Here is a 25,438-nt window from a genome sequence, read left to right as displayed (position 1 = left end):
GGAAAGGGGCTGAACCCGGAACTGCCCGGACGCAACAAACCGGAGTGGTTCCCGCCCTCGCTTTCCCCCGGTCCCTGCCGATGCGCCGCTCTTTCCTGCTGCTGATACCGCTGCTGACGGCCCTCTGGGCACCTCCCAGCTTGGCCCAGTCGAAGTCCCAGCTCGGCCCGCTCTGCACCACCGAGACCACGCCGGCCGACCAGATGATCGCGGCCTGCAACAAGATCATCGCGCTGAAAGTGTTCTCCGGCGCTCAGTTAGGGACGATCTACTTCTGGCGCGCTGTCGGCTGGAACAAGAAAGGCGACTACGCCCATGTGATCGCCGATGCGACCGAAGCGCTGCGGCTGCAGCCGGCGCAGGCGATCTACAATCTCCGCGGCTCGGCCTATTACGACAAGGGCGAGTATGAGATCGCGATCGCCGATTTCAACGACGCGCTCAAGGGCGGCCCGCCGAGCGGCACGATCTTCCACAACCGCGGCAATGCCTATCGCGGCACGGGCGACTACGCCAAGGCGATCGCCGACTATGACCAGGCGATCAGGCTGACGCCGAAATCCGCGCTGTCCTGGCAGAACCGCGGCATCTCCAAGGCGGCGACCGGCGATCTCGACAGTGCGCTCACCGACATCAACGAGGCCATCCGGCTCGATCCGGCCTTGGCCTCGCCGCTGGTCAATCGCAGCGTGATCTGGCGCGCCAAGGGCAATGTCGACCGCGCCATCGCCGATGCCTCCGAGGCGGTCCGGCTGGCGCAGAATCCACCCGTCAATGTGATGACCCCACCCGGCAGTGTGGTCATCTCGGCGCATGTGCATCGCGCGCTGGCCTATGAGGCGAAGGGCGAGCGCGATGCCGCCAAGGCCGATTATGCCGCGGCGCTGAAGCCCACCGCCTCCGATGCCGGCAGCAAGGCCAACCAGGCCACCGCGAAGGTGCGGCTGTCGCTGTTGTCCGAGCCCCCTGCTCCACAGGCGCAACGCGCCGAGCCGGCGGCAGTCTCGCCCTCCTCCGAACTGGCAGCGGCTCAGACCTTGCCGCGCATGGCGCTGGTGATCGGCAACGGCGCCTATGCGCATGTGCAGCCGCTGCCCAATCCGCCGCGCGACGCGCGCATTGTTGCCAAGAGCCTGCGCGACATCGGCTTCACCGTCGTCGAGGGCATCGATCTCGATCGCGCGGCGATGCAGGCCAGGACACGCGACTTCCTGCGCGAGGCGGCGCAGGCGCAAGCGCAGATGGCCGTGGTGTTCTACGCCGGCCACGGCGTGCAGATCGACGGCCGCAACTATCTGGTGCCGACGGACATCGCACCCTCCGCAGGCAGCGACGTGGTCACCGCGATGATCGACATGGACCAGATCCTGGCCGGTCTCGATGACCAGATCCGCACCAACATCCTGATCCTCGACGCATGCCGCAACAATCCGTTTGCTGCTCCCATGACAGCCAGTGCCGGCGCGAGCCGAAGCCTGAGCGCCAGCGGTCTTGCCGCGCCGACGTCGCTCGGGGCCGGTGCGACGTCGGGTGCCGGCACGCTGATCGCGTTCGCCACGGCGCCCGGCAAGGTCGCGCTCGACGGCCAGGGCGACAACAGCCCGTTCTCGGCGGCCCTGTCGCGACACATCGGCACGCCCGGCCTCGAGGTGCAGCAGATGCTGACGCGCGTCCGCGCCGAGGTCGTCGCCGCCACCCAGAACAAGCAGGTGCCGTGGTCGAACTCGTCGCTGCTCGGTGAGGTCTATCTCGCGGCGAAATGAGCCGCGGCTGGGGGCATCACCCGGCACTGCGGCGGATGCAGCGTGGTCGAATCCTGCTATCCTCACGGCCGACAGAGACGACACGGATCGCAGCCGGACGCCGCGACCGCAGGCAAACGTTCGTCTCGCATGCCGGGGAGAGGCGTACATGATCAATCGACAGAGTCTCGTCGTTGGACTGGGCTTGGCGCTTGCACTTTTGGGCAACGCCGCGCGCGCCGACGACGTCACCGGTGTCTGGCTGCGCGAGAGCGGCGCCTCGAAGGTGAAGTTCGCGCCCTGCGGCGGCGCCGTCTGCGGCACGCTGGTCTGGATCAAGGACGGCACGGATACCCCGGCCAAGGTCGGCCAGCGATTGTTCTCCGGGATGAAGTCGACGGGTCCCAACGCGTGGGCCGGCAGCTACAGCAATCCGGATGACGGCAAGACCTATGATGCCAAGATGACCCTCTCGGGCAACACCCTGACGACCTCGGGCTGTGCGCTCGGCGGCATGATCTGCCGGTCATCGACCTGGACGCGGGCGAACTGAGATCAGGAAAGCTGGATCCGGCAGGGCCTGATCCTGCTCGATCATCTCTGATCTCAGACGCCGATGACTTCCCCAGATTCTCTCGGCGAGCTCGCCCCCACAGGCGCAGATAGCGCTAACGATCGATCAAGAAGAGAGAGGGCGACAGCCGGGGGCGCGGGTCGCAACCTGTGCTTTGGTCATGGATCGCCGGCCGGGCATGTTCAGCAACAAGGCCGCCAGCTCGGTGCGATTGTGGGCTCCGAAGCGGCGACACAGGTTTGCGACATGCTCCTTCACGGTCTGATCCGAGATCCCCATCTCCCGCGCGATTTCCTTGTTGGTTTGGCCACGACACACGCGAACAGCCACCTCGGCCGAGCGTGGCGGAAGCGATGCGGACAGCAATGGTGCCGGTTCGTGAACCGGGCTGCCACTCAGATGCGCCTCGATCTCGCCGGCTTTCATGTTCGTCAAAGCGAGCGAGCCGGCACGGCACAGGAGTTCCATGCGCTGCCGCGTCCGCGACGTGTACGGTGCATCCTTGTTAGTCGTCGCGGTGAACAGCACGCCGACGATCTTGTCGCTGCTCCACAGCGGCCCACCCATGTTGTAGGCAAAGCCCCATTCGTGCAGCATCTCGAACGATGCACTGTGCCGCCATTGCTGCGGACCGACCACGGATTCGCCGTCGGCCGCGCAGCCCCTGGTCATGATGCAGTCGAGCACGGGATCACACTTCCAGAAACCGGCCTTGTAGTTCTCCAGCAGGCCCTCGGCGACATGATCGCTGTAGACCAACTCAGGCTCGAGGCCATCGAGAAGATAGAGACCGACTGTCGGCGACCCTGTCATGCGCGCAATCGCAGAACAGCAGGCAATGCCGAGTGACCGAACGGACCGGCTCTCTGCGATCGAGAGCAGCTGATCTGCGAGCTGCCTCTCGGGCAGACCACCCCCATGCTCCTGTTCGGCTCTCACCAACGTTCCTCGCGAGATCGTGTCGCGCCCGAGAGCAACGACGCGGAATTGGCGATTATTATAGGCTTAAAGCTTCGTCGCTGCTTGTTGTCTGGTCAAGCGAAAAGAAGCGGCAAAGCTTCGTTCCAAGGGCTCAGCTTTGCGGCAGTGCACCTCTGTCGTCCCCCCCCATGATGGGGGATTGCCCGTTCACCGACCTCATCCCTAGCATCCAAGCATCGTGATCGCGCGGCCATTGTTGCGCGGTTCCGACGGGGAAGGTCGACATCATCGCAAGCCGTCCATCACACGTGCCAACCGGCTTGGCACGCGACGGACTCGTATTGCACAGCGCCGCCCCGTGTTCACACCGACCCGAGCCTTCCCGCCGCCCATGCGCGCGTGGGCGGCCAACAGCCTGACGTTGGAGACATCGACCATGAGCCTTCTTGCACAGCGCGCGGCCAAATCCACCGCGACGCCGACGGTGGCCGACTTTCATGCCCGGCTGGACGCTCTGCTTCCGCTGGTCGAGTCGAAAGCCGCCGAGGCCGAGGCGCAGGGCTATCTGACCGATGACGTCGTGGCCGCGCTGCGCAAGGCCGGCATCTACACCATGCTGTTTCCGAAGGAGGTCGGCGGCGCCGAGCTTCTTCCCTACGACGCGATGACCGTGATCGAGCGCCTCGCCTACACCCACGCATCCGCCGGCTGGTGTGCGATCGGATGCAACATGGAAGGCACGACACTCGCCATCTACCTCGAGGATGAGGGCGTGAAACAAGTGTTTGCTGGTGGCCCGGATATCACCATTGCCGGCAACGGCGTTCCACGGGGATACGCTCGCCCTGTCGACGGCGGCTATATGATCCGCGGCAATTGGGCCTATGGCAGCGGCATCCAGCATGCAGAGTGGGTGCATTCCGGCTGCTTCGTGACGGACGCATCCGGCAAGGACATGGTGTTGGGGCCGAACGGCCAGCCCAAGATCATCGTCGCCCATCATCCGCGCGCGACGATCAAGCTGATGGGCAATTGGGACGTGCTCGGCCTGCGGGCGACCGGAAGCTTCGACTATACGCTGAGCGAGGGCGACGAGCTGTTCGTGCCTGCTCACATGACCTACGATTTCGACATCGAGGCGCCGCGCCGCGGCGGCGCGCAAGGCGGACTCGGACTCGCAGGCTACAGCGCCTGGGCGCATTCGGGCTGGGCGGTCGGCGTCGGACGCCGCATGCTCGACGAACTCGTGAAGGTCATCGTGCAGCGCCAGGACCCCTTCGGCAAATCGCGCGAGAGCGCGAGCTTCAAGTTTCAGTACGCGCAGGCCGAAGCCCGTTTCCGCGCGGCGCGGGCGCTGGTGCACGAAACCTGGCAAGACGTCTCCGAGACCTGCGCCAACGGCAAGAAGCTGTCGCTGGACCAGTTGACGATGATCAAGCTGTCGCTGCGCCACATTCACGACGTGCTGTCCGACGTTGGCACGTTCGCGCATCGCGCGGCTCGCGGAGCCTCGCTGCACAACACGCCGATGCAGCGCTTCTATCGCGACATCCACGCCGGCACTCAGCACATCCTGATGGCCGACCAGATCGTCGAGGAATGCGGCCGCGCGCTGCTCGGCCTTCCCGGCCCGGGCGCGCAATGGACCGTATTCGGGGTCACAGGCTGAACGTGCGGCCAGGCATGAGGGCGTGAACGTGAAGACAGCTCGCATCGTCGGGTTCTGCGGCAATAGCTGGCGGCCGGCCAAATCGCGCGTTCTGGTGGAAGCGGTCGCTGCTGATCTGCGCGACAAGCACGGCCTCGAGACCGACGTGCTCGACCTCGTCGATGCCGGCACGGGCCTCGCCGCCTTCACCCGCATCGGGCTCGACGGTCCCGCCAGCGCCGTCGTCGACGCCATCGAGCAGGCCGATGGCCTCGTGATCGGATGCCCGGTGTTCCAGGGCTCCTATCCCGGTCTGTTCAAGCACGTCTTCGACCTGATCGAACCGCGCAGCTTGCGCAATCGGCCGGTGCTGCTCACGGCCGTCGGCGGCGGTCTGCGCCACTCCCTGGTGGTCGAACATCAGCTCCGTCCGCTGTTCGGCTTCTTCGAGGCCTGCACGGTCTCGACCGCGATCTACGCCAGCAGCGGCGACGTCCAGATCGATCAACCGTTCGCGCCGGCGATCACGGAGCGCATCGCCAATGCGGTCGAGCAGTTCGCCATGATGCTCGACGGCCGCCGGGCGAACGCCGCGTGAACTTGCCTCCCGACACACGACCACAGACATCAGCCGGAGTTGGCGCCTTGCACGACACACTCAAACTCTCCCCCGATCTCACCGGCTTCATTCGGAGCGAATACGACATCAACGGCGTGCAGACGGTGGTCCTGCAGATCGGAAGCGGTCCGCCGCTGGTGTTCCTGCACGGCACCGGCACCTTCACCGGCTTCGAGATGGCGCGGGACTGGGCGAAGCGGCACACCGTGATCATTCCCTATCACGCCGGCTTCGGCGAGTCCGGTGATGCCGATGCGATCGACACGATCGAGGATCACACGCTCCACTACATGGATCTGTTCGATCGACTCGGGCTTGCGCAATTCGACCTCGCCGGCTTCTCGCTGGGCGGATGGCTCGCCGCGGAGTTCGCGATCCGCCAGCCGTATCGGGTGCGCAAGCTGGTCCTGGTCGCCCCCGCAGGTCTCGTGGTGCCGAGCGCGCCAGCACCGGGACTGTTCGATATCCCGCCGCAGGAATTGCCGGCCTATCTCGCGCATGATCCAGCCGCGGCGCTGCGTTACTTTCCAACCGCTCCAGACCCCGACTTCGACCAGCGCCTGGGACGCGAGGTCACAGGCTTCGCCAAGCTGATCCGCGACGAGCCTCAGGGCAATCCCAAGCTCGCGAACTGGCTGCATCGGCTTGCAATGCCGACCCTGGTGCTGTGGGGCGCGGCCGACCGGCTGCGTCCGACGGCCCAAGCGGAGGCCTGGAAGTCCGGCCTGCCCAAAGCCCGCGTCACGCTGGTGCCCGCGACGGGCCATCTCGTCTTCGAGGAGACTCCCGCTGCCGCGCAGCACGTCCTCGATTTTCTCGCCGATTGAACACCGCAACAGAGGACACAAGCATGATCGAGATGCCCCCGGGCGTGACCCCGTCCGAACAAGGCTTCGGCAACATCGTCTGGAACATTCTGGGCCAGACCTACACGCTCAAGCAGCACTCCGAAGCCTCGATGGCCTGGCACGCAGTGTTTCCAAGCGGGACGTTCGTGCCGCCGCATGTGCATCCGACTCAGGACGAATTCGTCTACGTGCTGAGCGGGCGTTACGACCTGTGGCTCGATGGCAAGGACTTCGTGGCCAAGGCCGGCGATCTCGTGCGCATGCCCAAGGGGATCCCCCACGGCATCTTCAACAAGTCGGGTGAGACCGCGACGAGCCTGTTCTGGGTGGCGCCGACGCGCTCGCTGAAGGAGCTGTTCGAGCGGATCCATGACCTCGCCGATCCCGAGGAAGTCGTGCGCCGCGCCGCCGAGCACGAGGTCAATTTCCTGCCGCCGCCCGCCTGACTCCCGGGCCCGTGCCAGACGATATCCAGCCTGCGAGGATCGACCATGACCGTGCTGACGACCAACTGGACGACAATTTCCGAAAGCGACCGCCGCCGGATTGCACGCTGGCAAAAGGGAATGCTGGCGCTGGCGGTGCTCTGTGAGATCTTTCTTGCGGCGGACTGGTACGCCTTCGCGGCGGTCCTGCCCTTCGTCTCCGAAAGCCTCAAACTTGATGCCGCCGAGGCAGGGTTAGCGCAAGGAATCTTCGCGCTCACCTACGGCGTCGGAATGGTGGTGTGGTCGCCGGTCAGCCGCTCGATGACCGCGCGCAATCTGCTGCTGATCGGGCTTGCTGGCACCGGCCTCGGCATGGTGCTCCAGGTGTTCGTCCAGAGCTATGTCCAGCTCATCCTGCTGCGCCTCGCGATCGGCTTCTTCGACGCGGCCATCTTCATCGGCAACATGAAGCTGATCTTCGGCTGGTTTCCGCAGAGCCGGCGCGGCTCGGTGGTCGGGATCATCCTCGCCGCCTATAGCCTCGCCATCACGCTGGATTTCGCGCTCGGCATTCCGCTGACGATCGCGACCAGTTGGCGGACCTTCTTCGCCGTTCTGGCGGTGGGAACGCTGATCGTAGCAGTGGTCGACGCGCTCGTCGTCCGCAATCATCCGCGCGAGATCGGTGTCGACGGCTTCACCTGGGGCAACGAGGCCCAGCAACAGCATCTGCCGCTCGGCGAGATCTTCCGTTCGAAATGGATCGCGGTCGGTGGCTTCGGCATCGTGGCCTGCACCTTCGCGATCGCAGGCACCGCCACCTGGGTCGTGCCCGCGTTCATCGCCGTGCAGCACATGGCACCGGACTCCGGCGCGGTGATCGGCACCGTGATGGGACTGTCTCAGGTGCTGTTCCTGGTGATCGGCGGCTATATGTCCGACCGCTTGGGCAAGCCGCTCATGATCAAGCTCACCGCGTTCCTGGCCCTGCTCACCGCCCTGATGTTCCTGTGGAGCGTCGTCACGCCGATGCCGTTCGGCATGCTGGTGCTGTTTGCGGCGCTCAGTGGCATCGCGCTGCTGGGCGGCGGCGCCATCTTTGCCCTGTTGAGCGAAAAATACTCCGATGCGCTCGCGCCGGCGGCGATCGGCTATGCCGAGGTGTTCGGCATCCTCTCGGCCTTCGTGGCACCGTGGATGATGGGCGCGATCATCAGCGCCTCGGCCGGCTCGTTCACCGGGGCCTTCATCGCCTTTGCCGCGGTCGAGTTCATCATCGTCGGCCTGCTGATGATCCTTGCCCGCGACGACGTCAGGCAGGCGGTGACCGTCGGAAGTCCCGCGGAATAGGTCGCAACGACTTTGCGCGGGGATGTCGTCCCGCGTGTTGCGACGTTCCCGAGTGAAGGGTGCGCACTAACGCAAAACGGGGCGGACATCGAGTCCGCCCCGCTTCGATAAGGTCACGTGAGCAGCGCTGGGATCAGCCACCGCTCAGGGCTACGCTCCTAAAGAGCTTACTTGCCCCAGATCTCCTCGGCGAGTTCGACGCAGAGGCGCAACTTGGCCCACTGCTCTTCCTCGCTCAGGATGTTGCCTTCCTCGGTCGAGGCGAAGCCGCATTGCGGCGACAGCGCGAGTTGGTCGAGGGGAGCGAACTTCGAGGCCTCTTCCATGCGGCGCTTGATGTCGTCCTTCTTCTCGAGCTCGCCGACCTTCGAGGTGACGAGGCCGACGACGACGACCTTGTTGCCCTTGGGCAGGAAACGCAGCGGCTCGAAGCCGCCGGCGCGCTCGCTGTCATACTCCAGGAAGTAGCCGTCATAGTTGGTGTTGGCGAGCATGGTCTCGGCGACCGGCTCGTAGCCGCCCGAGGAGATCCAGGTCGAGCGGAAATTGCCTCGGCAGACATGGGTGGTGATGGTCATGTCGGCTGGACGGTCGGCGATCGCGTAGTTGATGATGCGCGAATAGATCTGCTGCAGGCCATCGGGATTGTCGCCACGCTCGCGCGCCTTCTGCAATTCGTCCTGCGAGCAGAGATAGGCCCAGACGGTGTCGTCGAACTGCAGATAGCGGCAGCCGGCGTCATAGAACGCCTTCACGGCCTTGCGGTAGGTCTTGCCGAGATCCTCGTAGAACGCGTCGAGATCGGGATAGACGTCCTTCGAGATCGACTTGCGGCCGCCGCGGAAGTGCAGCACGGCCGGCGACGGGATCGTCATCTTCGCCGTCACATGCGCCGTATCGGCGTGCTTCTTGAGGAAGCGGAAGTGGTCGAGCATCGGATGGTCGTCGGGGAAGTCGAGCTTGCCGATCACGCGCACGGCGTCATGACGGGTCTGCACGCCCGTGAACTGGATGCCGGCGTCGGGATGAAAGAGCTCACAGCCGGTCAGCTTGGCGAGAAAGTCGAAATGCCACCAGGAGCGGCGAAACTCGCCGTCGGTCGCGAGCTTCAGGCCGGTCGAGGCCTGGCGGTGCACGACCTTCTCGATCTCCATGTCCTCGATCTTGGCGAGGTCCGCCGCGGAGATCTCGCCCTTCTCGAGCTTGGCGCGGGCTTCCTTGATCTTCTGCGGGCGCAAGAGGCTGCCGACTTCGTCGGCGCGGAAGGGAGGCTTGGTGCGTTGCATCTGTTCACTCCTTGGAATGGTCGACGTCTTCGATTGGGTCGTTGGACCGGTTGAATTATCTACCTTGACGTGCGGCTCCGTGGCCGGCGCCCGCGCGTTCTCAAAAGCCGGGGCAAGCCCTAGCGCGTCTCCGATCAGTATACAATTCCGTTCGGTCAGGATTGTGTGCGGGGCGTGGAAAGTCCCACCCGTGCGCCGGTCTGGCTTTGGCGTCTAGGCCGATTTCACGATTCCGGTCATAGGGCGCTCTTGACTGCGCTCCCTGCGGTCGATGTTCCGGTATACAGAATAACACCCCCGCTCCTGTTCGAGACAGCTTGCCTCGCCGGCCAGGCCCGTCCAGCGAACCCGAGCATCAGTGCGCCGCAGCGCTGGCGACTCCGAGGTGCCGCTCCAGCGGCGCAGGGTCAGCCTTCAGGTCGCTTGACGGCGCATCGTGCACGATGGTGCCGCGCTCCAGGATCACGACACGGTCGGCCAGCGCGAGCAGCTTCTGCGCATGCTGTTCGACGATAACAGAGCACAGCCCGCCGGCGCGGCTGATCGTGCCGATCGCGGCCAGGAGCTCCTCGACGATGATGGGCGCCAATCCTTCGGTCGGCTCGTCCAGCAGCAGCACCTTCGGGTTCAGCGTCAGCGCGCGGCCGATCGCCAGCATCTGCTGCTCTCCGCCGGAGAGCTGGTTGCCGAAATTGTTGCGGCGCTCCTTGAGCCGCGGAAACATCTGGTAGACGCGCTCGACCGTCCACGGGCCCGGCTGCGCCACCGCGGTCATGTTCTCCTCGACCGTCAGCGAGCGGAAGATGTTGCGCTCCTGCGGCACCCAGCCGATGCCGGCGCGGGCGCGCTGGTCGGCACGCAGGGACGTGATGTCGGTGCCGCCGAGCGCGAGCTTGCCGGAAAAGCGGCGGGTGACGCCGACGATGGAGTTGATCAGCGTGGTCTTGCCGGTGCCGTTGCGGCCGAGCAGCGCCAGCACCTGGCCTTCCGGCAGCGACAGCGACATGTTCGGCAGCACGACGGCCTGGCCGTAGCCGGCGCGGAGGTTCTCGATGGCGAGCAGATCGGTCATCACGCGGCCTCGCCGAGATAGACGGCCTTGACCTGCGGATCGCGCGCGACCTCCTCAGGCGTGCCCTCGACCAGAAGCGCGCCGGAGACCAGGACGGAGATGCGGTCGGCGAAGGAGAAGACGAGATCCATGTCGTGCTCGATCAGCAGCACCGTGACGTCGCGCGGCAGCGCGGCGACGGCGGCGAGAATGTCCTTGCGCTCGCCCTCGGGCACGCCAGCTGCGGGCTCGTCGAGCAGCAGCACGCGCGGCTTGGCGGCGATCGCGACCGCGATCTCGAGCAGGCGCTGCTTGCCGTAAGGCAAGGTCGAGGTGCGGTCGTTCATGACGTCGAGCAGCCGGAAGCGCTCCAGGGTCTCGGCGATCTCGGCATTGATGTCGTCGCGCGTGCCCATGCGCCGCCACCAATTGCCGCCGCCGCCGAGCCGCTCGGAGACGGCGAGGCCGATGGTCTCGAGCGGCGTCAGATCCGGATAGAGCTGGTTGATCTGGAAGGTGCGCGACAGGCCGCGCAGCACGCGCTTGTGCACGGGCAGATCGGTGATGTCCTGGCCCTCGAGCAGGATGCGCCCCGAGCTCGGCTCCAGCACGCCGGTGAGCTGATTGATCACTGTGGTCTTGCCGGCGCCGTTCGGGCCGATCAGCGCATGCCGGGCGCCTGGAACGATCTGAAGGGAGAGATTGCGGGTGACGTGGAGGCCCCCGAAATGCTTGTCGAGGCCGCGGGTTTCCAGGGCGAAGGTCATGGCGCCTCGTTGTCGGTGAGGGCCACCGCGGCCTTGCGGCCGGCGATCTGCCGGAGAATGAGATTGGGCAGCCACAGCGCATAGCCATGGATACGATGGCGGCCGACCAGCACGATGATCACGAGTACGAGGCCGATCCAGAACATCCAGTATTGCGGCGTGATCCACTGGAACAGTTCCTGCAGCATCCGGAACACCGCGGCGCCGATCAGACCGCCATAGAGATAGCCGGAGCCGCCGATGACCAGCATCAGCACGAGGTCGGCGGAGCGCTCGAACGAGAACACGTCGAGCGAGGCGAGCGCCGTGGTCTGCGTGAACAGCGCGCCGGCGACGCCCGCGTAGAAGGCCGCGACGGTGTAGATCGCGATCAGGCGCTTGTTGACGGGAATGCCGACGGCGGCGGCGCGGAGCGGATTGTTCTTGATGGCGCGCAGCGACAAGCCGAACGGCGAATGCACGATGATCCGCGCCAGCAGGAACAGCACGAACAGCACCGCGAGCGCATAGAAGAAGCCGGTCTTGCCGAACATGTCGAAGGCGAACATTCCGAAGATCGGCTGGATGTCGATGCCCTGAAGGCCGTCGGTGCCGCCGGTGATGTTGGAGAAGCGCTCGGCGAGCGCCTCCATCAGGAGCGCGATGCCGAGCGTCACCATGAGCCGCGTCAAATCGACGCCGCGGATGACGAGGAAGCTGGTGGCGAAGCCGAGCACCGTTGCGGCAAGGCCGGCGACGATCAGCGCCAGCACCGGCTCATTGATGATCCCGTGCACCGACAACAGGCCGGCGCAATAGGCGCCGACGCCGAAGAACGCGGCGTGGCCGAGCGAGACGATGCCGGCATAGCCGAGGATCAGATCGAGCGACAGCGCGAACAGCGCCAGGCGCAGGATCTCGGTCATGATCAGATAGCGCGAGGGAAACGCCAGCCCGACCGCCAGGACGACGATCCAGAAGGCGAACTCGCTCCAGTGCCAGCGGCCGTGCTGCCTTGCGTGAAAGCCGACCTCGGTTTGTGCGTTCGTGGTCATGCGATCCTCACCGCGTCGCCGTGCGACCGAACAGGCCGTTCGGGCGCCAGATCAGGATCACGATCATGATGGTGTAGATGACGAAGGGTCCGAGCTTGGGCACGTAATACTTGCCGGCGACATCGCCGATGCCGAGCAGCAGCGATGCCAGGAACGGACCGGTGATCGAGGACGAGCCGCCGACGGTGACCACGATCAGGAAGTAGATCATGAACTTCAGCGGAAAATACGGATCGAGGCCGAGGATCTCCGCGCTGAGCGCGCCGCCGAGGCCGGCCAACCCGCAGCCGAACGCGAAGGTGAAGGCGAACACCTGCGGCACGTTGATGCCGAGGCCGCTCGCGGCACGGGGGTCATCCACCGCGGCGCGCAGCCGGCTGCCGAAGCGAGTCTTGGACAGGACGAGTTGCAGCCCGACTGTGAGCAGGCCGCAGATCACGATGATCATCAGCCGGTAGCGGCCGATGCCGACGCCGAAGATGTCGAACTGGCCCTGCAGCACCGCGGGCAGTTTGATGAAGATGCGCGACGAGCCCATGATGTAGTCGACTGTCGCGACCGTCATGAAGACAAGCCCGATCGAGAACAGCACCTGGTCGAGATGGCTGCGCGCGTAGAGATGCTGGTAGAGCGTGCGCTCCAGCAGAGCTCCGATCAACGCGCTGGCGACGAAGGCCATCGGCAGCGCGGCGAAGAACGGCCAGCCGATGCGGTTGACGAGCACGGCGCAGACATAGCCGCCAGCCATCGCGAAGGCGCCGTGCGCCAGATTGACGAAGTTCATCAGGCCGAGCGTCACGGCGAGCCCGCAGGCCAGCACGAACAGCAGCATGCCGTAGGCGACGCCGTCGAACAGATTGGTGAGGATGGAGGTCATTGAGGTGTACGTCGGCCCCTGGTCTCATCCCTTCCAGGGAAGGGCACATCAAACGCTTGCTCGGTCAGCGCCTCCCCCGCTTGCGGGGGAGGTCGGATCGCATCATCAGATGCGATCCGGGTGGGGGAAACTCTCTCCGCACGAGCCGTGTGCCGTGGGGCGCCCCCACCCCGGCCCTCCCCCGCAAGCGGGAGAGGGAGCGCACCACCCGTGCGGTGCGCCCTTCGATGACGCCGCTAAGGCGTCACTTCTTCGCCTTGCCCGGATCCTTGACGGCTTCGAAGGTCTGGAACTCCACATTGTAGAGTTCGCCGTCGACCTTCTCGACCTTGCGGATGTAGATGTTCTGGACGATGTCGCGGGTTTCCGGATCGATCGAGATCGGGCCGCGCGGGCTCTCCCAGGCCATCCCCTTCATCGCCGCGATCAGGGAATCGCCGTCGGTCTTGCCCTCGGTCTTCTTCAGCGCCTGATAGATCAGGTTGATGCCGTCATAGCCGCCGACGGCCATGAAGCCGGGACGGCTGTTGAAGGCCTTCTTGTAGGCCGCGACGAATTCCTTGTTCTTGGCCGAGGGATGCGCTGCCGAATACATATGGGCGGTGACCGCGCCGAGCACGGCGTCGCCCATGTCGTTCAGCAGGTCGTCGTCGGTGACGTCGCCCGGTCCGATCACCTTGATGCCGCTCTTGTCGAGGCCACGCTCGGCATATTGCTTCATGAAGTTGCCGCCCTGCCCGGCCGGCACGAACACGAACATCGCGTCCGGCTTGGAATCCTTCATGCGCTGCAAGAACGGCGCGAAGTCCGGGTTCTGCAGCGGCACTTTGACTTCCTCGACGATCTCGCCGCCACCGGCGGTGAAGCGCTCCTTGAACGAGGCCAGCGCGTCGTTGCCCGGCGCGTAGTCCGAGGTCAGCGTCGCGACCTTCTTGATGCCGTTCTTGACCGCCCAGTCGCCGATGATCGTGGAGGACTGCGGCAGCGTGAAGCTGGTGCGGACGATGTAGGGCGACTTCTCGGTGATGATGGAGGTGCCGGCCGCCATCACGACCTGCGGGATCTTGCCTTGCGTCGCGAGCGGCGCGGCCGCGAACGCCGCCGGCGTCACGCCGAAGCCGGCGATGACATTGACCTTGTCGTTGACGATCAGCTCCTGCGCCAGCCGCTTGGTGTTGTCCGGCAGCGCGGCGTCGTCCTTGAGGATGACCTGGATCTTCTTGCCGGCGACGGTGTCGCCGTTCTGCTGCATGTAGAGCTTGATCGCGTTGTCGATCTGCTTGCCGGTCGACGCCTGGCCGCCGGTCATCGGCACGATCAGGCCAATTTTGAACGTATCCTCGGCGTAAACCGGACCAGCGGCGACCGCGGCCGCGCCGAGCACCATCAGCCCCGCAATTCGATTGTTCACGTGCCATCCTCCCTTTGCGCCGCCTCTGAAGGACGGTGCTTAAGACCAAATGCCCAGTTTTGCGGCGACGCTAGAGCGATTTGTGATCTCCGAACATCTGCCGCACGCTCTAACAGCTATAGCAATTCGGAATAGATTCTGTATGCCAGCCATGCAACTGCGTAATTTCTGAGAGGGTTTAGCCCCGCGTGGCCGTGGGACAAAGTGCAGGGGATCGAGTACGTTTACCGTAATATGATACCTTTATTTGGAGCCCAGCGCGTCGCTGGGTGACGACAAACCCGGGCCGCTCAACTCGCCTGCCCTGGTCCCAAATGCCCCGTTCGACATGGTGTTGCCGAGACATGCCACGCAGTTTCCGCCTTCTGATCCCGCTATTGGCCGTCTTTGCCGTGCTGCCCCTGGCCGGCTGCTCGTCGATCAACGCGAAGGTCGGCGCGGGCATGGGCGACGCGATCCCGCAATGGGCCGGCGGTCTGCCCGCGGACGCCCCGCCCCGTCCCGGAACGGTCGAATACGACCGGTTCATGCAGGAGCGGGAGCGGCGGCGGCAGATGCCGGCGAGCGAGCGCGACAAGGAGACGCAGTCCGACGCCAAGGCCCAGGCGCCGGCGTCCCAACGCTGAGGTCGTCCCTGGTCGCGCCGTTCCACCCCGGCGCCAATGTCGCGATGGGCCTGCGCATGATCCAGGACATGGCGTTCGACGCCACGCCCGCGAGCCGCGATGCCGGCTGGACCGCCCGCGACTTCCGCCAGCGGTTCGACTAGTCCATGAACACGACCGTCTTGCGGCCGTTGAGGATGACGCGGTCCTCGAGGTGATAGCGGATCGCCCGCGCCAGCACGCGGCGCTCGATGTCGCGGCCCTTGCGCACGAGGTCCTCGGGCGTGTCGCGATGGCTGATGCGCTCGACGTCCTGGTCTATGATCGGGCCTTCGTCGAGGTCGCGGGTCACGTAGTGCGCGGTGGCACCGATCAGCTTGACGCCGCGCTCATAGGCTTGGTGATAGGGCTTGGCGCCCTTGAAGCCCGGCAGGAACGAGTGGTGGATGTTGATGCAGCGGCCGGACAGGCTCGCCGACATCTCGTCCGACAAGATCTGCATGTAGCGCGCCAGCACGACCAGATCGGTCTGGGTGTCGTCGACCAGCTTCAGGATCGCCTGCTCCTGGTCGCGCTTGGTGTCCTTGGTGACCGGCATGTGGTGGAACGGAATGTCGCCGAAATCGAGCCCGGCATAGGTCTCGCGCGGATGGTTGGAGACGATCGCGGTCGGGATCATCGACAGGTCGCGGGTCCGCCAGCGGTAGACGATGTCGACCAGGCAGTGGTCGAACTTGGACACCAGCAGCATCACCCGGCGCTGCCCGGCGCGGTCGCGCATCTGCCAGTCCATCGCAAAGCGCTCGGCGATCGCGGCGAACCCGGTCTGCAGCGCCGGCAGGTTGACGGCGAGATCGGCCGCCGTGAACACCACGCGCATGAAGAAGTGACCCGTCTCGAAGTCGCCGAACTGCTGGGCGTCGAGAATGTTCTGGCCATTATGGGCAAGGAACGTGGACACGGCCGAGACGATCCCGGGACGATCCGGGCAGGACAGGGTCAGGACATACTGGTGGTCGGACATGGCGATGGCGTCACCGGCGGGGAGATGAAGATGAATGATGCGGCGGGCTTGGCGCCCGTTCGGCCCTGCTCTACCACCCTCCGCACGCTTGCGCCAACGCTCGACGCGGAGGCAGGATGAACAAAAGATCACCTCTCACCGGCGAGACCAACCATGGCTGACAGGCTGACCGGCAACCGCATCCTCATTCTGGAGACCCGCGAGGAGGCGCAGTTCTCCCGGCTGCTCGCCGAGCAGGGCGCCGACGTGCTGCAATGTCCGATGTTCACGATCGAGGATGCGCCCGACCCGGCGCCGGTCGAGGCCTGGATCCGCCGCGCCATTGCGCAGCCGTTCGATGATCTGGTGCTGATGACCGGCGAGGGATTGCGGCGGTTGATGACGGTGGTGCGCAGGATCGGCGTCGAGGCCGAGTTCGTCGCAGCGCTGGGCAAGGCCCGCAAGTTCACCCGCGGCCCCAAGCCAGGGCGCGCCTTGCGCGAGCTCGGCCTCGAGTCGCAGGCGACGACCGAGAAGCCGACCTCCGAAGGCGTCGCCGAGTTGCTCGGACGCTACGACCTGAAGGGTCATCGTCTCGGCCTGCAGCTCTATCCCGACAAGGACCATTCCGCGCTGATCGGCGCGATCACGGCCGGGGGCGCCGCGGTGGACCCGGTGCTGCCCTATGTCTACGACGCGAAAGCGGCGGATTCGAATATCCTCACCGCCATCGACGAGATGATCGCGGGCCATGTCGATGCGATCGCGCTGACCAGCTCGGGCCAGCCGCGCCGGCTGTTCGACGTCGCCAAGGCGCACGGCGTGGAGGACCGGCTGCGGCAGGGGCTGGCACGGACGCAGATCGCATCCGTGGGGCCGGTCGTGACCGATGAGCTCGCCGCGCATGGGCTGTCGCCATCGATCATGCCGGTGGGCGAGGCCTACTTCATGAAGCCGTTGATCTCGGCGATGGCCACGGCGCTGGGTGTGAAGGCACAGCCAACGGCACCTCATTGAAGATGTCGTCCCGGGCTTGACCCGGGACCCATAGCCACCGGCCGTGATGAGGCAGGCCACCGCCAGCCCGGTTCCCTAATAGCGTTCGGTGGCTATGGGTCCCGGCTCGAGGCCGGGACGACGGCGGAGAATTACGCAAGAGCCTGCCCAGTCTCCTGCAGGAACGCCTGATAGGCGCGCGCGATTCCCTCCTCCAGTGACGTCGTCGCGCGCCAGCCGAGCTTGCCGAGGCGCGAGACGTCGAGCAGCTTGCGCGGCGTGCCGTCGGGGCGAGAGGGATCAAAGCTGAGGCGGCCCTGATAACCCACCGTGGCGGCCACCACCTTCGCGAAATCGGCGATGCTGATATCCTCCCCGGTGCCGATGTTCACCAGCTCGGCGTCCGAATAGGTCTTCATCAGGTGCACGCAGGCATCGGCCATGTCGTCGACATAGAGGAATTCGCGCCGCGGCGTGCCGGTGCCCCACACCACGACCTCCGGCGCCTCGCTAAGCTTAGCCTCGTGGAAGCGGCGGATCAGCGCCGCGACGACGTGGCTGTATTCGGGATGATAGTTATCGCCGGGACCATAGAGATTGGTCGGCATCACGTTGATGAAGTCGGCGCCATATTGGCTGCGATACGCCTCGACCATCTTGATGCCGGCGATCTTGGCGATGGCATAGGGCTCGTTGGTGGGCTCGAGCAGCCCCGTCAGCATGGCATCCTCGCGCAGCGGCTGCGGCGCGAGCTTCGGATAAATGCAGGACGAGCCCAGAAACATCAGCTTCTCGGCGCCGTTCACATGCGCGGCGTGAATGACGTTGGTGGCGATTGCGATGTTGTCATAGATGAACTCGGCGCGCAGCGTGTTGTTGGCGACAATGCCGCCGACCTTGGCGGCCGCGAGGAACACGGCCTGAGGCTGCATCCGCGCGAACCACGCGAACACCGCGGCCTGGTCGCGCAGGTCGACCTCGCTGCGCGACACCGTCTGCAGCGTGACGCCTTCGCTCGCCAAGCGCCGCACCAGCGCGCTGCCGACCATGCCGCGATGGCCGGCGACGAAGACCCGCTTGCCACGGAGATCAAAAGGCTGGAGTTCAAAAGGCTGGAGATCAAAAGGCGTGGCCACGCACCGTCTCCTGCCGCGCCGCGCTGAGATCGCTCGCAACCATCTCCTTGACCAGCTGCGCGAAGCTGGTCTTCGGCGCCCAGCCGAGCCTGTCGCGCGCCTTGCTGCAGTCGCCGACCAAAAGATCGACCTCGGTCGGCCGGAAATAGGTCGGGTCGATGCGCACCACCGCCTTGCCGGATCTGCAATCGATGCCGGTCTCCTCAACCCCCTCGCCGCGCCATTCGATGCGGCGGTCGACCTCGGCGAAAGCGAGTTCAACCAGCTCGCGCACCGAATGCGTCTCGCCTGTGGCCAGCACGTAATCGTCCGGCGTCTCGGCCTGGAGAATGCGATGCATGCCCTCGACATAGTCGCGGGCATGGCCCCAGTCGCGCTTGGCCTCGAGATTGCCGAGATAGATCGTCTCTTCCAGGCCGGCCTCGATCCGCGCGACGCCGCGGGTGATCTTGCGCGTGACGAAGGTCTCGCCGCGGATCGGGCTTTCATGATTGAACAGGATGCCGTTGCAGGCAAACATGCCGTAGGCTTCGCGATAATTCACCGTGATCCAGTAGCCGTAGAGCTTGGCGCAGCCATAGGGTGAACGCGGGTAGAACGGCGTGGTCTCGCGCTGCGGGATCTCCTGGACCAGGCCGTACAGCTCCGAGGTGGAGGCCTGGTAGAACCGCGTCTGCTTCTCCATGCCGAGAATGCGAATGGCTTCCAACAGCCTGAGCACGCCGAGCCCGTCGGCATTGGCGGTGTATTCCGGGCTCTCGAAACTGACGCCGACATGGCTCTGCGCGGCCAGATTGTAGATCTCGTCGGGGCGGATCTGCTGCACCAGCCGGATCAGGTTGGTGGAGTCGGTCATGTCGCCGTAGTGCAGCAGGAACGGCACGTTGCCTTCGTGAGGGTCGCGATAAAGATGATCGACCCGCGCGGTGTTGAAAGACGATGAACGCCGCTTGATGCCATGCACGGTATAGCCGAGGCCGAGCAGATATTCGGCCAGATAAGCCCCGTCCTGGCCCGTGACGCCCGTGATGAGGGCCACGCGGCCGCTGCAATTCTGCCCCACTATACCGTCTCCACACACTTACTCCGGCCGCCAGGGCCGCAGGTTCCCTGACGAGTCCATAGCCGGGACCAGCGGTCAAGCCCCGCAGACAAAGCCGCGCAAGATCAGCCGATTCAAGGCGGATTTAATCCCCGTAGCAGCGCAGCCGGTCGAGATCGAGCACCGTCACCCCGCCATATTCGACGCGCAGCAGGCCCTCGCGCTCCAGCGACTTGAGGCATTGATTGGCATTCTGCCGCGACAGGCCGGACAGCGCGCCGATCTCCTCCTGGGTGATCTCCAGGTGGCGGGTCGTGTTCGGGTAGAGGATCGGATTGAATAGCGAGGCGATGCTGCGCGCTAGCCGCGCCGTCGCATCCAGCGTGCGGCCGACCTCGACGAGACCGATAAACTGGCCGAGCCGCTCATTGAGCTGGGTGACCAGGAAGCGGTTGAAGCCGACGCTGTTCTCGAACAGCCACATGAAGGTCGGCCGCTCCATCAGCGCCGCGCGGCTGTCGCGCAGCGCCACCACGTCATAGCGGCGCGGCTCGTTCTTGAGCACGCTGCCCTCGCCGAACCAGGCGCCCGCCGACATGCCGGCAAAGGTCGTGGCCTTCCCACCCCGCGATACCGTGCTCATGCGCGCGAGGCCCGTGACGATCCCCGTCCAATATTCGAACTGGTCGCCACGCAGAAAGATGTGCTCGTTGGCCGCGAAGGAACGCTCGACGATGCCGGCTGCGGCCACGTCGATCTCCTCGGGCTTCAGATGGCGCGACCAGGGCGCAATGCGCAGCAGGGTGTCGGAAGAGATCAAGCCGTCATCTCGTCGTGTCGAATCCCACGGCGATCATATTGCATCGCAACAACGCCCGGATGAATTTTGCCTGGAATTGTCAGGCACAAGACAGTTCCTGATAGCGCTTTCTCCTATCCAGGACCACCGCATTCGACTCGCCGAAGCCCACGCCGGGCGCATCGAGATGCGGCAAAGTGCACCCATCCGGGGCGGCCCGTCATTCGTCGGATGGCGCGGAACCGGCCCGCGGGATAGGATTGCCTCAAGCGACGAGCTCAACGTCGCGCCACACGATTCCTGAAGAGCGCGCAAAGCGCCGAAGACCGTTCGGGAGGACGACTTGGACTATACGTTGGAAGCGCGCGGAGTCTCGCTGCGTTTCGGCGGGGTGAAAGCCCTGACCGACGTCAGCTTCGGCGTGCGCGAGGGCGAGCTGTTCTCGATCATCGGCCCGAACGGCGCCGGCAAGACCTCGATCGTCAACTGCATGTCCGGCCGCTACAAGCCGACCGAGGGCCGCCTGTTCCACCGCGGGCGCGACATCACCGGCCTGCCGCCGAACGCGCGCGCCAATATCGGCATCGGCCGCACCTTCCAGAACCTCGCGCTGTTCCACCACATGAGCGTGCTCGACAACATCATGGTCGGGCGCCATCACCTGTTGAAGAACAACTTCCTGACGGGATCACTGTACTGGCTGACCGGCGCGCGGCGCGAGGAGCTGAAGCATCGCGAAAAGGTCGAGCAGATCATCGACTTTCTCGACCTGCAGTCGGTGCGCAAGGCGCCGGCCGGTACCCTCTCCTACGGCCTGCGCAAGCGCGTCGAGCTCGCCCGCGCCATGGCGCTGGAGCCGCATCTCATCCTCCTCGACGAGCCGATGGCCGGCATGAACTTCGAGGAGAAGGAGGACATGGCGCGCTACATCGTCGACCTCAACGAGGAATACGGCATGACGGTCGTGATGATCGAGCACGACATGGGCGTGGTGATGGACATCTCCCACCGCGTCATGGTGCTCGATTTCGGCCGCAAGATTGCCGAGGGCGATCCCGCCGCGGTGCTCGCTGATCCCCACGTCAAGCGCGCCTATCTCGGCGAGGAGGACGAACTGCTGGTCGATCCCGACGAGGCGCCCCCCATCGCGGAGGACGCGGCATGATGGACTATGCTGATCGCGTGAAGCAGGCCGATACCTATCCGAAGCTGCTGCGCCTGAATGCCAGGGAGCACGGCAAGGACATCGCGCTACGCGAGAAAGACCTCGGTCTGTGGCGGACGTTCACCTGGGCCGACTACCAGGCGCGCGTGCGCGACTTTGCGCTGGGGATGGTCGAGCTGGGTCTCGGCAAGGACGACGTCGTCGGCGTGATCGGCGACAACCGGCCGGACTGGGTCTCAGCCGAGATCGCCACCCATGCGATCCGCGGCCACAGCCTCGGCCTCTATCGCGACGTGCTCGACGACGAGGCCGCCTATCTCCTGAACTATGGCGAGGCGCGGCTGGTGTTCGCCGAGGACGAGGAGCAGGTCGACAAGCTGCTCAACCTCGCCGAACGCGTGCCGGCACTGAAGCACATCATCTATTCCGACCCGCGCGGCATGCGAAAGTATGACGATCCGCGATTGATGCCGGCCGACAAGCTGGCCGAGCTCGGCCGCGCCCGGGCTGCGCGCGAGCCCGATCTCTACGACCGCATGGTCGATGCCACGGTCGGCGACGACGTCGCCATCCTCTGCACCACCTCGGGCACGACCTCTCATCCCAAGCTCGCGATGCTCTCGGCCGCGCGCGTGCTCAAGCATTGCGCGACCTATCTCGCCTTCGACCCCAAGGGGCCGGAGGATGAATACGTCTCGGTGCTGCCGCTGCCCTGGATCATGGAACAGGTCTACGTGCTCGGCAAAGGCCTGCTCTGCCGGATGAAGGTCAACTTCGTCGAGGAGCCGGACACGCTGATGAACGACTTCCGCGAGATCGCGCCGACGTTCGTGCTGTTCGCGCCGCGCGTGTGGGAGCAGATCGCCGCCGATGTCCGCGCCGCCGTGATGGATGCCTCGCCGCTGAAGCAGCGGCTGTACCACGTAGGCATGTCGGCTGGCCTTGCGGCGCTGGAGAAGGGCCAGCATTCGGGCTTCGCCGACATGCTGCTGTTCCGCGCCTTGCGCGACCGGCTCGGCTTCACCCGACTGCGCTCGGCCGCCACCGGCGGGGCCGCGCTCGGGCCGGACACCTTCAAGTTCTTCCGCGCCATGGGCGTGCCGCTCCGCACGCTCTACGGCCAGACCGAGTTGCTCGGGGCCTACACCCTGCATCCGGACGACAAGGTCGATCCCGACACGACCGGTGTGCCCATGGCCGCCGACATCGAGATCAAGATCGACCAGCCCGACAGCCAGGGCATCGGCGAGATTCTGGTGCGCCACCCCAACATGTTCCTTGGCTACTACAAGAACCCGGAAGCCTCGGCCGCCGACATCAAGGACGGCTGGATGCATTCCGGCGATGCCGGCTATTTCAACGACGCCAGGCAGCTGGTCGTCATCGACCGCATCAAGGACCTCGCCGAGACGTCGCGCGGCGAGCGCTTCTCGCCGCAATATATCGAGAACAAGCTGAAATTCTCGCCCTACATTGCGGAAGCCGTCGTGCTCGGCGCCGGCCGCGAGCATCTGGCGGCGATGATCTGCATCCGCTACTCGATCATTTCGAAATGGGCGGAAAAGAACCGCATCGTCTTCACGACCTATTCCGACCTCGCCTCGCGCAACGAGGTCTATGCGCTCTTGCAGAAGGAGGTAGAGACGGTCAATGCCCATCTGCCGCCCGCCCAGCGCATCACCCGCTTCCTGCTGCTCTACAAGGAGCTCGACGCCGACGACGGCGAGCTGACCCGCACCCGCAAGGTGCGCCGCAGCGTCATCAACGAGAAATACGCAGACATCATCGACGGCATCTATGGCGGCAAGCCGGCGATCCCGGTCGACACCGTCATCCGCTTCCAGGACGGCACCACCCAGCGCATCCGCACGACGCTGAAGGTGGTGGATCTGGGTGGCCATGGACCGATGGCGGAGGCGGCGGAGTGATGCGCTTGCTTTCAAACCCGGTCGTCATGCGCGGGCTTGACCCGCGCATCCATCCCCTTCCGAAAACCTCTCTTGCGATGGATCGCCGGGTCAAGCCCGGCGATGACGAGTGAGACTGACCATGAACACCGCCTTCCTCATTCAGCTCCTGGTCAACGGCCTCGTGGTCGGCACGCTCTATGGCGTGGTCGCGATGTCGTTCGTGCTGATCTACAAGGCGACGCAAGTCGTCAATTTCGCGCAAGGCGAGCTGCTGCTGATCGGCGCCTGGGTGTGCTGGACGCTGCTCACCAAATTCCAGGTGCCGTTCTGGGCCGGCATGCCGCTGTCGCTGATCTTCATGTTCGCGTTCGGCATCGCCATCCAGGTCGTGATCCTCCGGCCGATGATCGGCGAGCCCATCATCTCGGTCATCATGGTGACCATCGGCCTGTCGACCGTGTTCCAGGCCGCGCTGAAATGGATCTACGGCGTCAACCCGCAGCCATTCCCGCCGGTGTTTTCCAGCAAGGCCGTCGACCTCTTCGGGCTGCAGATCCAGACCGTCTACGTGATGAGCCTGGTCGTGTCCGTGCTGATGATGCTCGGCATGGCCTGGTTCTTCAAAGCCTCGAAATACGGCCTCGCCATGCGCGCCACCGCCTTCAATCAGCAGGTTGCGCAGTCGCTCGGCATCTCCGTCAAGAGCGTGTTCGCGATGGCCTGGGCGATCTCGGCAACAGTCTCGGCGGTCGCCGGCGTCGTCGTCGCCGTGGTCAATGGCGTCTCCTCGGGTCTGTCCGCCTACGGCATCAAGGTGTTTCCGGCGGCGATCCTCGGTGGCCTCGACTCCGTCGGCGGCGCAGTGCTCGGCGGCATCATCATCGGCCTCTTGGAGAACATCGCACAATATGTCGACAGCCAGTACCTGCACTGGGGCAATCTCTACGAGATCGCGCCGTTCTACGTGCTGATCATCATCCTGATGATCAAGCCCTACGGCCTGTTCGGCACACGAGACATCGAGCGGATATGAGCATGATCGCCGAAAAGTGGGCACCGGTTTTCGGTAACGATCATGCTCAAACAAAGAAGAAGGACGAGCCCATGACGCAACTCAAGCCTGAGGCGAGATAGAAGCCCATCATGGTTGCACGTTCCACCATTCCCGCCGGTGACTTCCGCACCTCCTACGCGGCCGACACCACGATCTTCCCGACCAGGACGAGCCGCAATTTCGCGATCGCCGGCGTGATCCTGCTGTGCTTCGCGCCGCAGGTGTTCACCGAGTTCTGGCTGTCGATCGCGATCCAGATCGGCATCTTCTCGATCGCAGCCCTCGGCCTCAACATCCTGGTCGGCTTCACCGGCCAGATCTCGATCGGCCAGGCCGGCTTCTTCCTGCTCGGCGCCTTCACCTCGGCCTACCTTAACAACGCCTATGCGATCCCGGTGTTCTTCGCGATTCCGCTCGCCGGCGTGGTCACCGCGCTGGTCGGGCTCGTGTTCGGCCTTCCCGCCGCGCGGCTGAAGGGGCTCTATCTCGTCATCGCGACGCTCGCCGCGCAATACATCCTGCTCGACTTCTTTTCACGGGCCGAGTGGTTCTCCGGCGGCTCGGTGCCTGCGTCGGCCAATCCGTTCTCGATCTTCGGCTACACGCTGCGCGGCGACCGGCAATATTTCTACGTCGTTCTCGCCTATGTGCTGGTCTGCTACATCCTGGTCACCAATCTGATGCGCACCCGCGACGGCCGGGCGCTGATCGCGATCCGCGACCATTATCTCTCGGCCGAGATCATGGGCATCAACCTGACCAAATACCGGACGCTGTCGTTCGGCCTCGCCGCCTTCTTCGCGGGCATCGCAGGCGCGCTGTATGCGCACTACCAGCTGGTGGTCTCGCAGGAAGGATTCGGCATCGAGCGATCGATCCTGTTCCTGGCCATGATCATCATCGGCGGCACCGGCTCGATCATGGGTACCTTGATGGGGACGGCCTTCGTGGTGCTGCTGCCGGAATCGATGGAATGGCTCAGCCATCACCTCAAGGGCGGCGCGATCGACAAGGCGCTGGCGCTCAACAACAACATCACGTTTCTGCGCGAGATCGCGATCGGCCTGATCATCATCGGCTTCCTGATGTTCGAGCCGGACGGGCTGGCGCATCGCTGGCGGCAGATCAAGACATATTGGAAGCTCTACCCGTTCTCGCATTGATTCCAACCA

24 protein-coding genes are annotated in these 25,438 nt (G+C 65.0%); 13 read left to right on the top strand and 11 right to left on the bottom strand.

Annotated features, from left to right (window positions below):
- The first annotated feature begins 80 nt into the window (after nucleotides 1-80).
- On the top strand, nucleotides 81-1,763 hold the full coding sequence (locus ACQR1Y_RS08195) for a caspase family protein (protein ID WP_434876362.1): 1,683 nt from the start codon (nucleotides 81-83) through the stop codon (nucleotides 1,761-1,763).
- A gap of 148 nt (nucleotides 1,764-1,911) precedes the next feature.
- Complete coding sequence (locus tag ACQR1Y_RS08190; protein WP_434859446.1) at nucleotides 1,912-2,295, top strand: DUF2147 domain-containing protein; 384 nt, start codon at nucleotides 1,912-1,914, stop codon at nucleotides 2,293-2,295.
- A 126-nt stretch (nucleotides 2,296-2,421) separates the two neighbouring features.
- Here the strand turns inward: ACQR1Y_RS08190 and ACQR1Y_RS08185 are convergent, their stop codons facing one another.
- Nucleotides 2,422-3,129, bottom strand: a complete 708-nt coding sequence (locus ACQR1Y_RS08185; protein ID WP_434859445.1) for a response regulator transcription factor — start codon at nucleotides 3,127-3,129, stop codon at nucleotides 2,422-2,424.
- A 544-nt stretch (nucleotides 3,130-3,673) separates the two neighbouring features.
- Between ACQR1Y_RS08185 and ACQR1Y_RS08180 the strand changes: the two genes are divergently transcribed.
- Genes ACQR1Y_RS08180 through ACQR1Y_RS08160 form a run of 5 tightly spaced genes read left to right on the top strand, consistent with a single transcriptional unit; the run spans nucleotide 3,674 to nucleotide 8,130 of the window.
- Nucleotides 3,674-4,906: an acyl-CoA dehydrogenase family protein gene (locus tag ACQR1Y_RS08180; RefSeq protein ID WP_434876363.1), complete on the top strand. Its 1,233-nt coding sequence runs from the start codon at nucleotides 3,674-3,676 to the stop codon at nucleotides 4,904-4,906.
- Nucleotides 4,907-4,934: 28 nt separating this feature from the next.
- On the top strand, nucleotides 4,935-5,483 hold the full coding sequence (locus ACQR1Y_RS08175; RefSeq protein ID WP_434876364.1) for an NAD(P)H-dependent oxidoreductase: 549 nt from the start codon (nucleotides 4,935-4,937) through the stop codon (nucleotides 5,481-5,483).
- Between the two features lie 47 nt (nucleotides 5,484-5,530).
- Nucleotides 5,531-6,331, top strand: coding sequence for an alpha/beta fold hydrolase (locus ACQR1Y_RS08170; protein WP_434859442.1), 801 nt, complete (start codon nucleotides 5,531-5,533; stop codon nucleotides 6,329-6,331).
- Nucleotides 6,332-6,354: 23 nt separating this feature from the next.
- A complete protein-coding gene (locus ACQR1Y_RS08165) occupies nucleotides 6,355-6,798 on the top strand; it encodes a cupin domain-containing protein (RefSeq protein WP_434876365.1) in 444 nt (147 codons plus the stop codon).
- A 45-nt stretch (nucleotides 6,799-6,843) separates the two neighbouring features.
- The gene (locus ACQR1Y_RS08160) at nucleotides 6,844-8,130 is read left to right on the top strand and encodes an MFS transporter (RefSeq protein ID WP_434876366.1); all 1,287 of its coding nucleotides are present in this window, start codon (nucleotides 6,844-6,846) and stop codon (nucleotides 8,128-8,130) included.
- Between the two features lie 167 nt (nucleotides 8,131-8,297).
- Here ACQR1Y_RS08160 and ACQR1Y_RS08155 read toward each other — a convergent pair whose 3' ends face one another.
- From ACQR1Y_RS08155 to ACQR1Y_RS08130, 6 genes are all read right to left on the bottom strand, one after another.
- The gene (locus ACQR1Y_RS08155; protein ID WP_434876367.1) at nucleotides 8,298-9,416 is read right to left on the bottom strand and encodes a cobalamin-independent methionine synthase II family protein; all 1,119 of its coding nucleotides are present in this window, start codon (nucleotides 9,414-9,416) and stop codon (nucleotides 8,298-8,300) included.
- Nucleotides 9,417-9,771: 355 nt separating this feature from the next.
- Entirely contained in the window at nucleotides 9,772-10,488 is a 717-nt protein-coding gene (locus ACQR1Y_RS08150) for an ABC transporter ATP-binding protein (protein ID WP_434876368.1), read from the bottom strand.
- Nucleotides 10,488-11,234, bottom strand: a complete 747-nt coding sequence (locus tag ACQR1Y_RS08145) for an ABC transporter ATP-binding protein (protein ID WP_434876369.1) — start codon at nucleotides 11,232-11,234, stop codon at nucleotides 10,488-10,490. The genes ACQR1Y_RS08150 and ACQR1Y_RS08145 overlap by 1 nt, the downstream gene beginning before the upstream one ends.
- Complete coding sequence (locus ACQR1Y_RS08140; RefSeq protein ID WP_434876370.1) at nucleotides 11,231-12,268, bottom strand: branched-chain amino acid ABC transporter permease; 1,038 nt, start codon at nucleotides 12,266-12,268, stop codon at nucleotides 11,231-11,233. Before ACQR1Y_RS08140 ends, ACQR1Y_RS08145 begins: the two co-directional genes overlap by 4 nt.
- 7 nt (nucleotides 12,269-12,275) lie before the next feature.
- On the bottom strand, nucleotides 12,276-13,145 hold the full coding sequence (locus ACQR1Y_RS08135) for a branched-chain amino acid ABC transporter permease (protein WP_434859435.1): 870 nt from the start codon (nucleotides 13,143-13,145) through the stop codon (nucleotides 12,276-12,278).
- Between the two features lie 244 nt (nucleotides 13,146-13,389).
- Nucleotides 13,390-14,532 carry an ABC transporter substrate-binding protein gene (locus tag ACQR1Y_RS08130; protein WP_434859599.1) on the bottom strand — a complete coding sequence of 381 codons (1,143 nt, stop codon included), beginning with the start codon at nucleotides 14,530-14,532 and terminating at the stop codon, nucleotides 13,390-13,392.
- A gap of 368 nt (nucleotides 14,533-14,900) precedes the next feature.
- On the opposite strand from ACQR1Y_RS08130, the gene ACQR1Y_RS08125 reads away from it, so the two are divergent.
- On the top strand, nucleotides 14,901-15,182 hold the full coding sequence (locus tag ACQR1Y_RS08125; protein ID WP_434859434.1) for a hypothetical protein: 282 nt from the start codon (nucleotides 14,901-14,903) through the stop codon (nucleotides 15,180-15,182).
- A 139-nt stretch (nucleotides 15,183-15,321) separates the two neighbouring features.
- Here the strand turns inward: ACQR1Y_RS08125 and purU are convergent, their stop codons facing one another.
- A complete protein-coding gene (gene purU, locus ACQR1Y_RS08120; protein ID WP_434876371.1) occupies nucleotides 15,322-16,185 on the bottom strand; it encodes a formyltetrahydrofolate deformylase in 864 nt (287 codons plus the stop codon).
- 153 nt (nucleotides 16,186-16,338) lie between these two features.
- Here purU and ACQR1Y_RS08115 point away from each other — a divergent pair, with 153 nt between their 5' ends.
- Nucleotides 16,339-17,181: a uroporphyrinogen-III synthase gene (locus ACQR1Y_RS08115; protein ID WP_434876372.1), complete on the top strand. Its 843-nt coding sequence runs from the start codon at nucleotides 16,339-16,341 to the stop codon at nucleotides 17,179-17,181.
- Nucleotides 17,182-17,312: 131 nt separating this feature from the next.
- On the opposite strand, the gene fcl is transcribed toward ACQR1Y_RS08115, so the two are convergent.
- The 3 genes from fcl to ACQR1Y_RS08100 form a co-directional block, all read right to left on the bottom strand.
- Nucleotides 17,313-18,296 carry a GDP-L-fucose synthase gene (gene fcl, locus ACQR1Y_RS08110; RefSeq protein ID WP_434876373.1) on the bottom strand — a complete coding sequence of 328 codons (984 nt, stop codon included), beginning with the start codon at nucleotides 18,294-18,296 and terminating at the stop codon, nucleotides 17,313-17,315.
- Nucleotides 18,280-19,335: a GDP-mannose 4,6-dehydratase gene (gene gmd, locus ACQR1Y_RS08105; RefSeq protein ID WP_434859430.1), complete on the bottom strand. Its 1,056-nt coding sequence runs from the start codon at nucleotides 19,333-19,335 to the stop codon at nucleotides 18,280-18,282. The genes fcl and gmd overlap by 17 nt, the downstream gene beginning before the upstream one ends.
- A gap of 148 nt (nucleotides 19,336-19,483) precedes the next feature.
- Complete coding sequence (locus ACQR1Y_RS08100; protein WP_434859429.1) at nucleotides 19,484-20,158, bottom strand: Crp/Fnr family transcriptional regulator; 675 nt, start codon at nucleotides 20,156-20,158, stop codon at nucleotides 19,484-19,486.
- Nucleotides 20,159-20,480: 322 nt separating this feature from the next.
- Between ACQR1Y_RS08100 and ACQR1Y_RS08095 the strand changes: the two genes are divergently transcribed.
- The 4 genes from ACQR1Y_RS08095 (at nucleotide 20,481) to ACQR1Y_RS08080 (ending at nucleotide 25,429) form a co-directional block, all read left to right on the top strand.
- Entirely contained in the window at nucleotides 20,481-21,302 is an 822-nt protein-coding gene (locus ACQR1Y_RS08095) for an ABC transporter ATP-binding protein (RefSeq protein WP_434876374.1), read from the top strand.
- The gene (locus tag ACQR1Y_RS08090) at nucleotides 21,299-23,230 is read left to right on the top strand and encodes a long-chain fatty acid--CoA ligase (protein WP_434876375.1); all 1,932 of its coding nucleotides are present in this window, start codon (nucleotides 21,299-21,301) and stop codon (nucleotides 23,228-23,230) included. The genes ACQR1Y_RS08095 and ACQR1Y_RS08090 overlap by 4 nt, the downstream gene beginning before the upstream one ends.
- A 121-nt stretch (nucleotides 23,231-23,351) precedes the next feature.
- Entirely contained in the window at nucleotides 23,352-24,245 is an 894-nt protein-coding gene (locus tag ACQR1Y_RS08085) for a branched-chain amino acid ABC transporter permease (protein WP_434876376.1), read from the top strand.
- Nucleotides 24,246-24,355: 110 nt separating this feature from the next.
- Nucleotides 24,356-25,429, top strand: coding sequence for a branched-chain amino acid ABC transporter permease (locus ACQR1Y_RS08080; protein ID WP_434876377.1), 1,074 nt, complete (start codon nucleotides 24,356-24,358; stop codon nucleotides 25,427-25,429).
- Nucleotides 25,430-25,438 lie beyond the last annotated feature (9 nt).

Source organism: Bradyrhizobium sp. HKCCYLRH3099, from assembly GCF_051167855.1.
In the GTDB taxonomy this organism is placed as follows: domain Bacteria; phylum Pseudomonadota; class Alphaproteobacteria; order Rhizobiales; family Xanthobacteraceae; genus Bradyrhizobium.
Note: the sequence above shows the minus strand (reverse complement) of the source record. Positions and strands in the feature narration are given on the sequence as shown.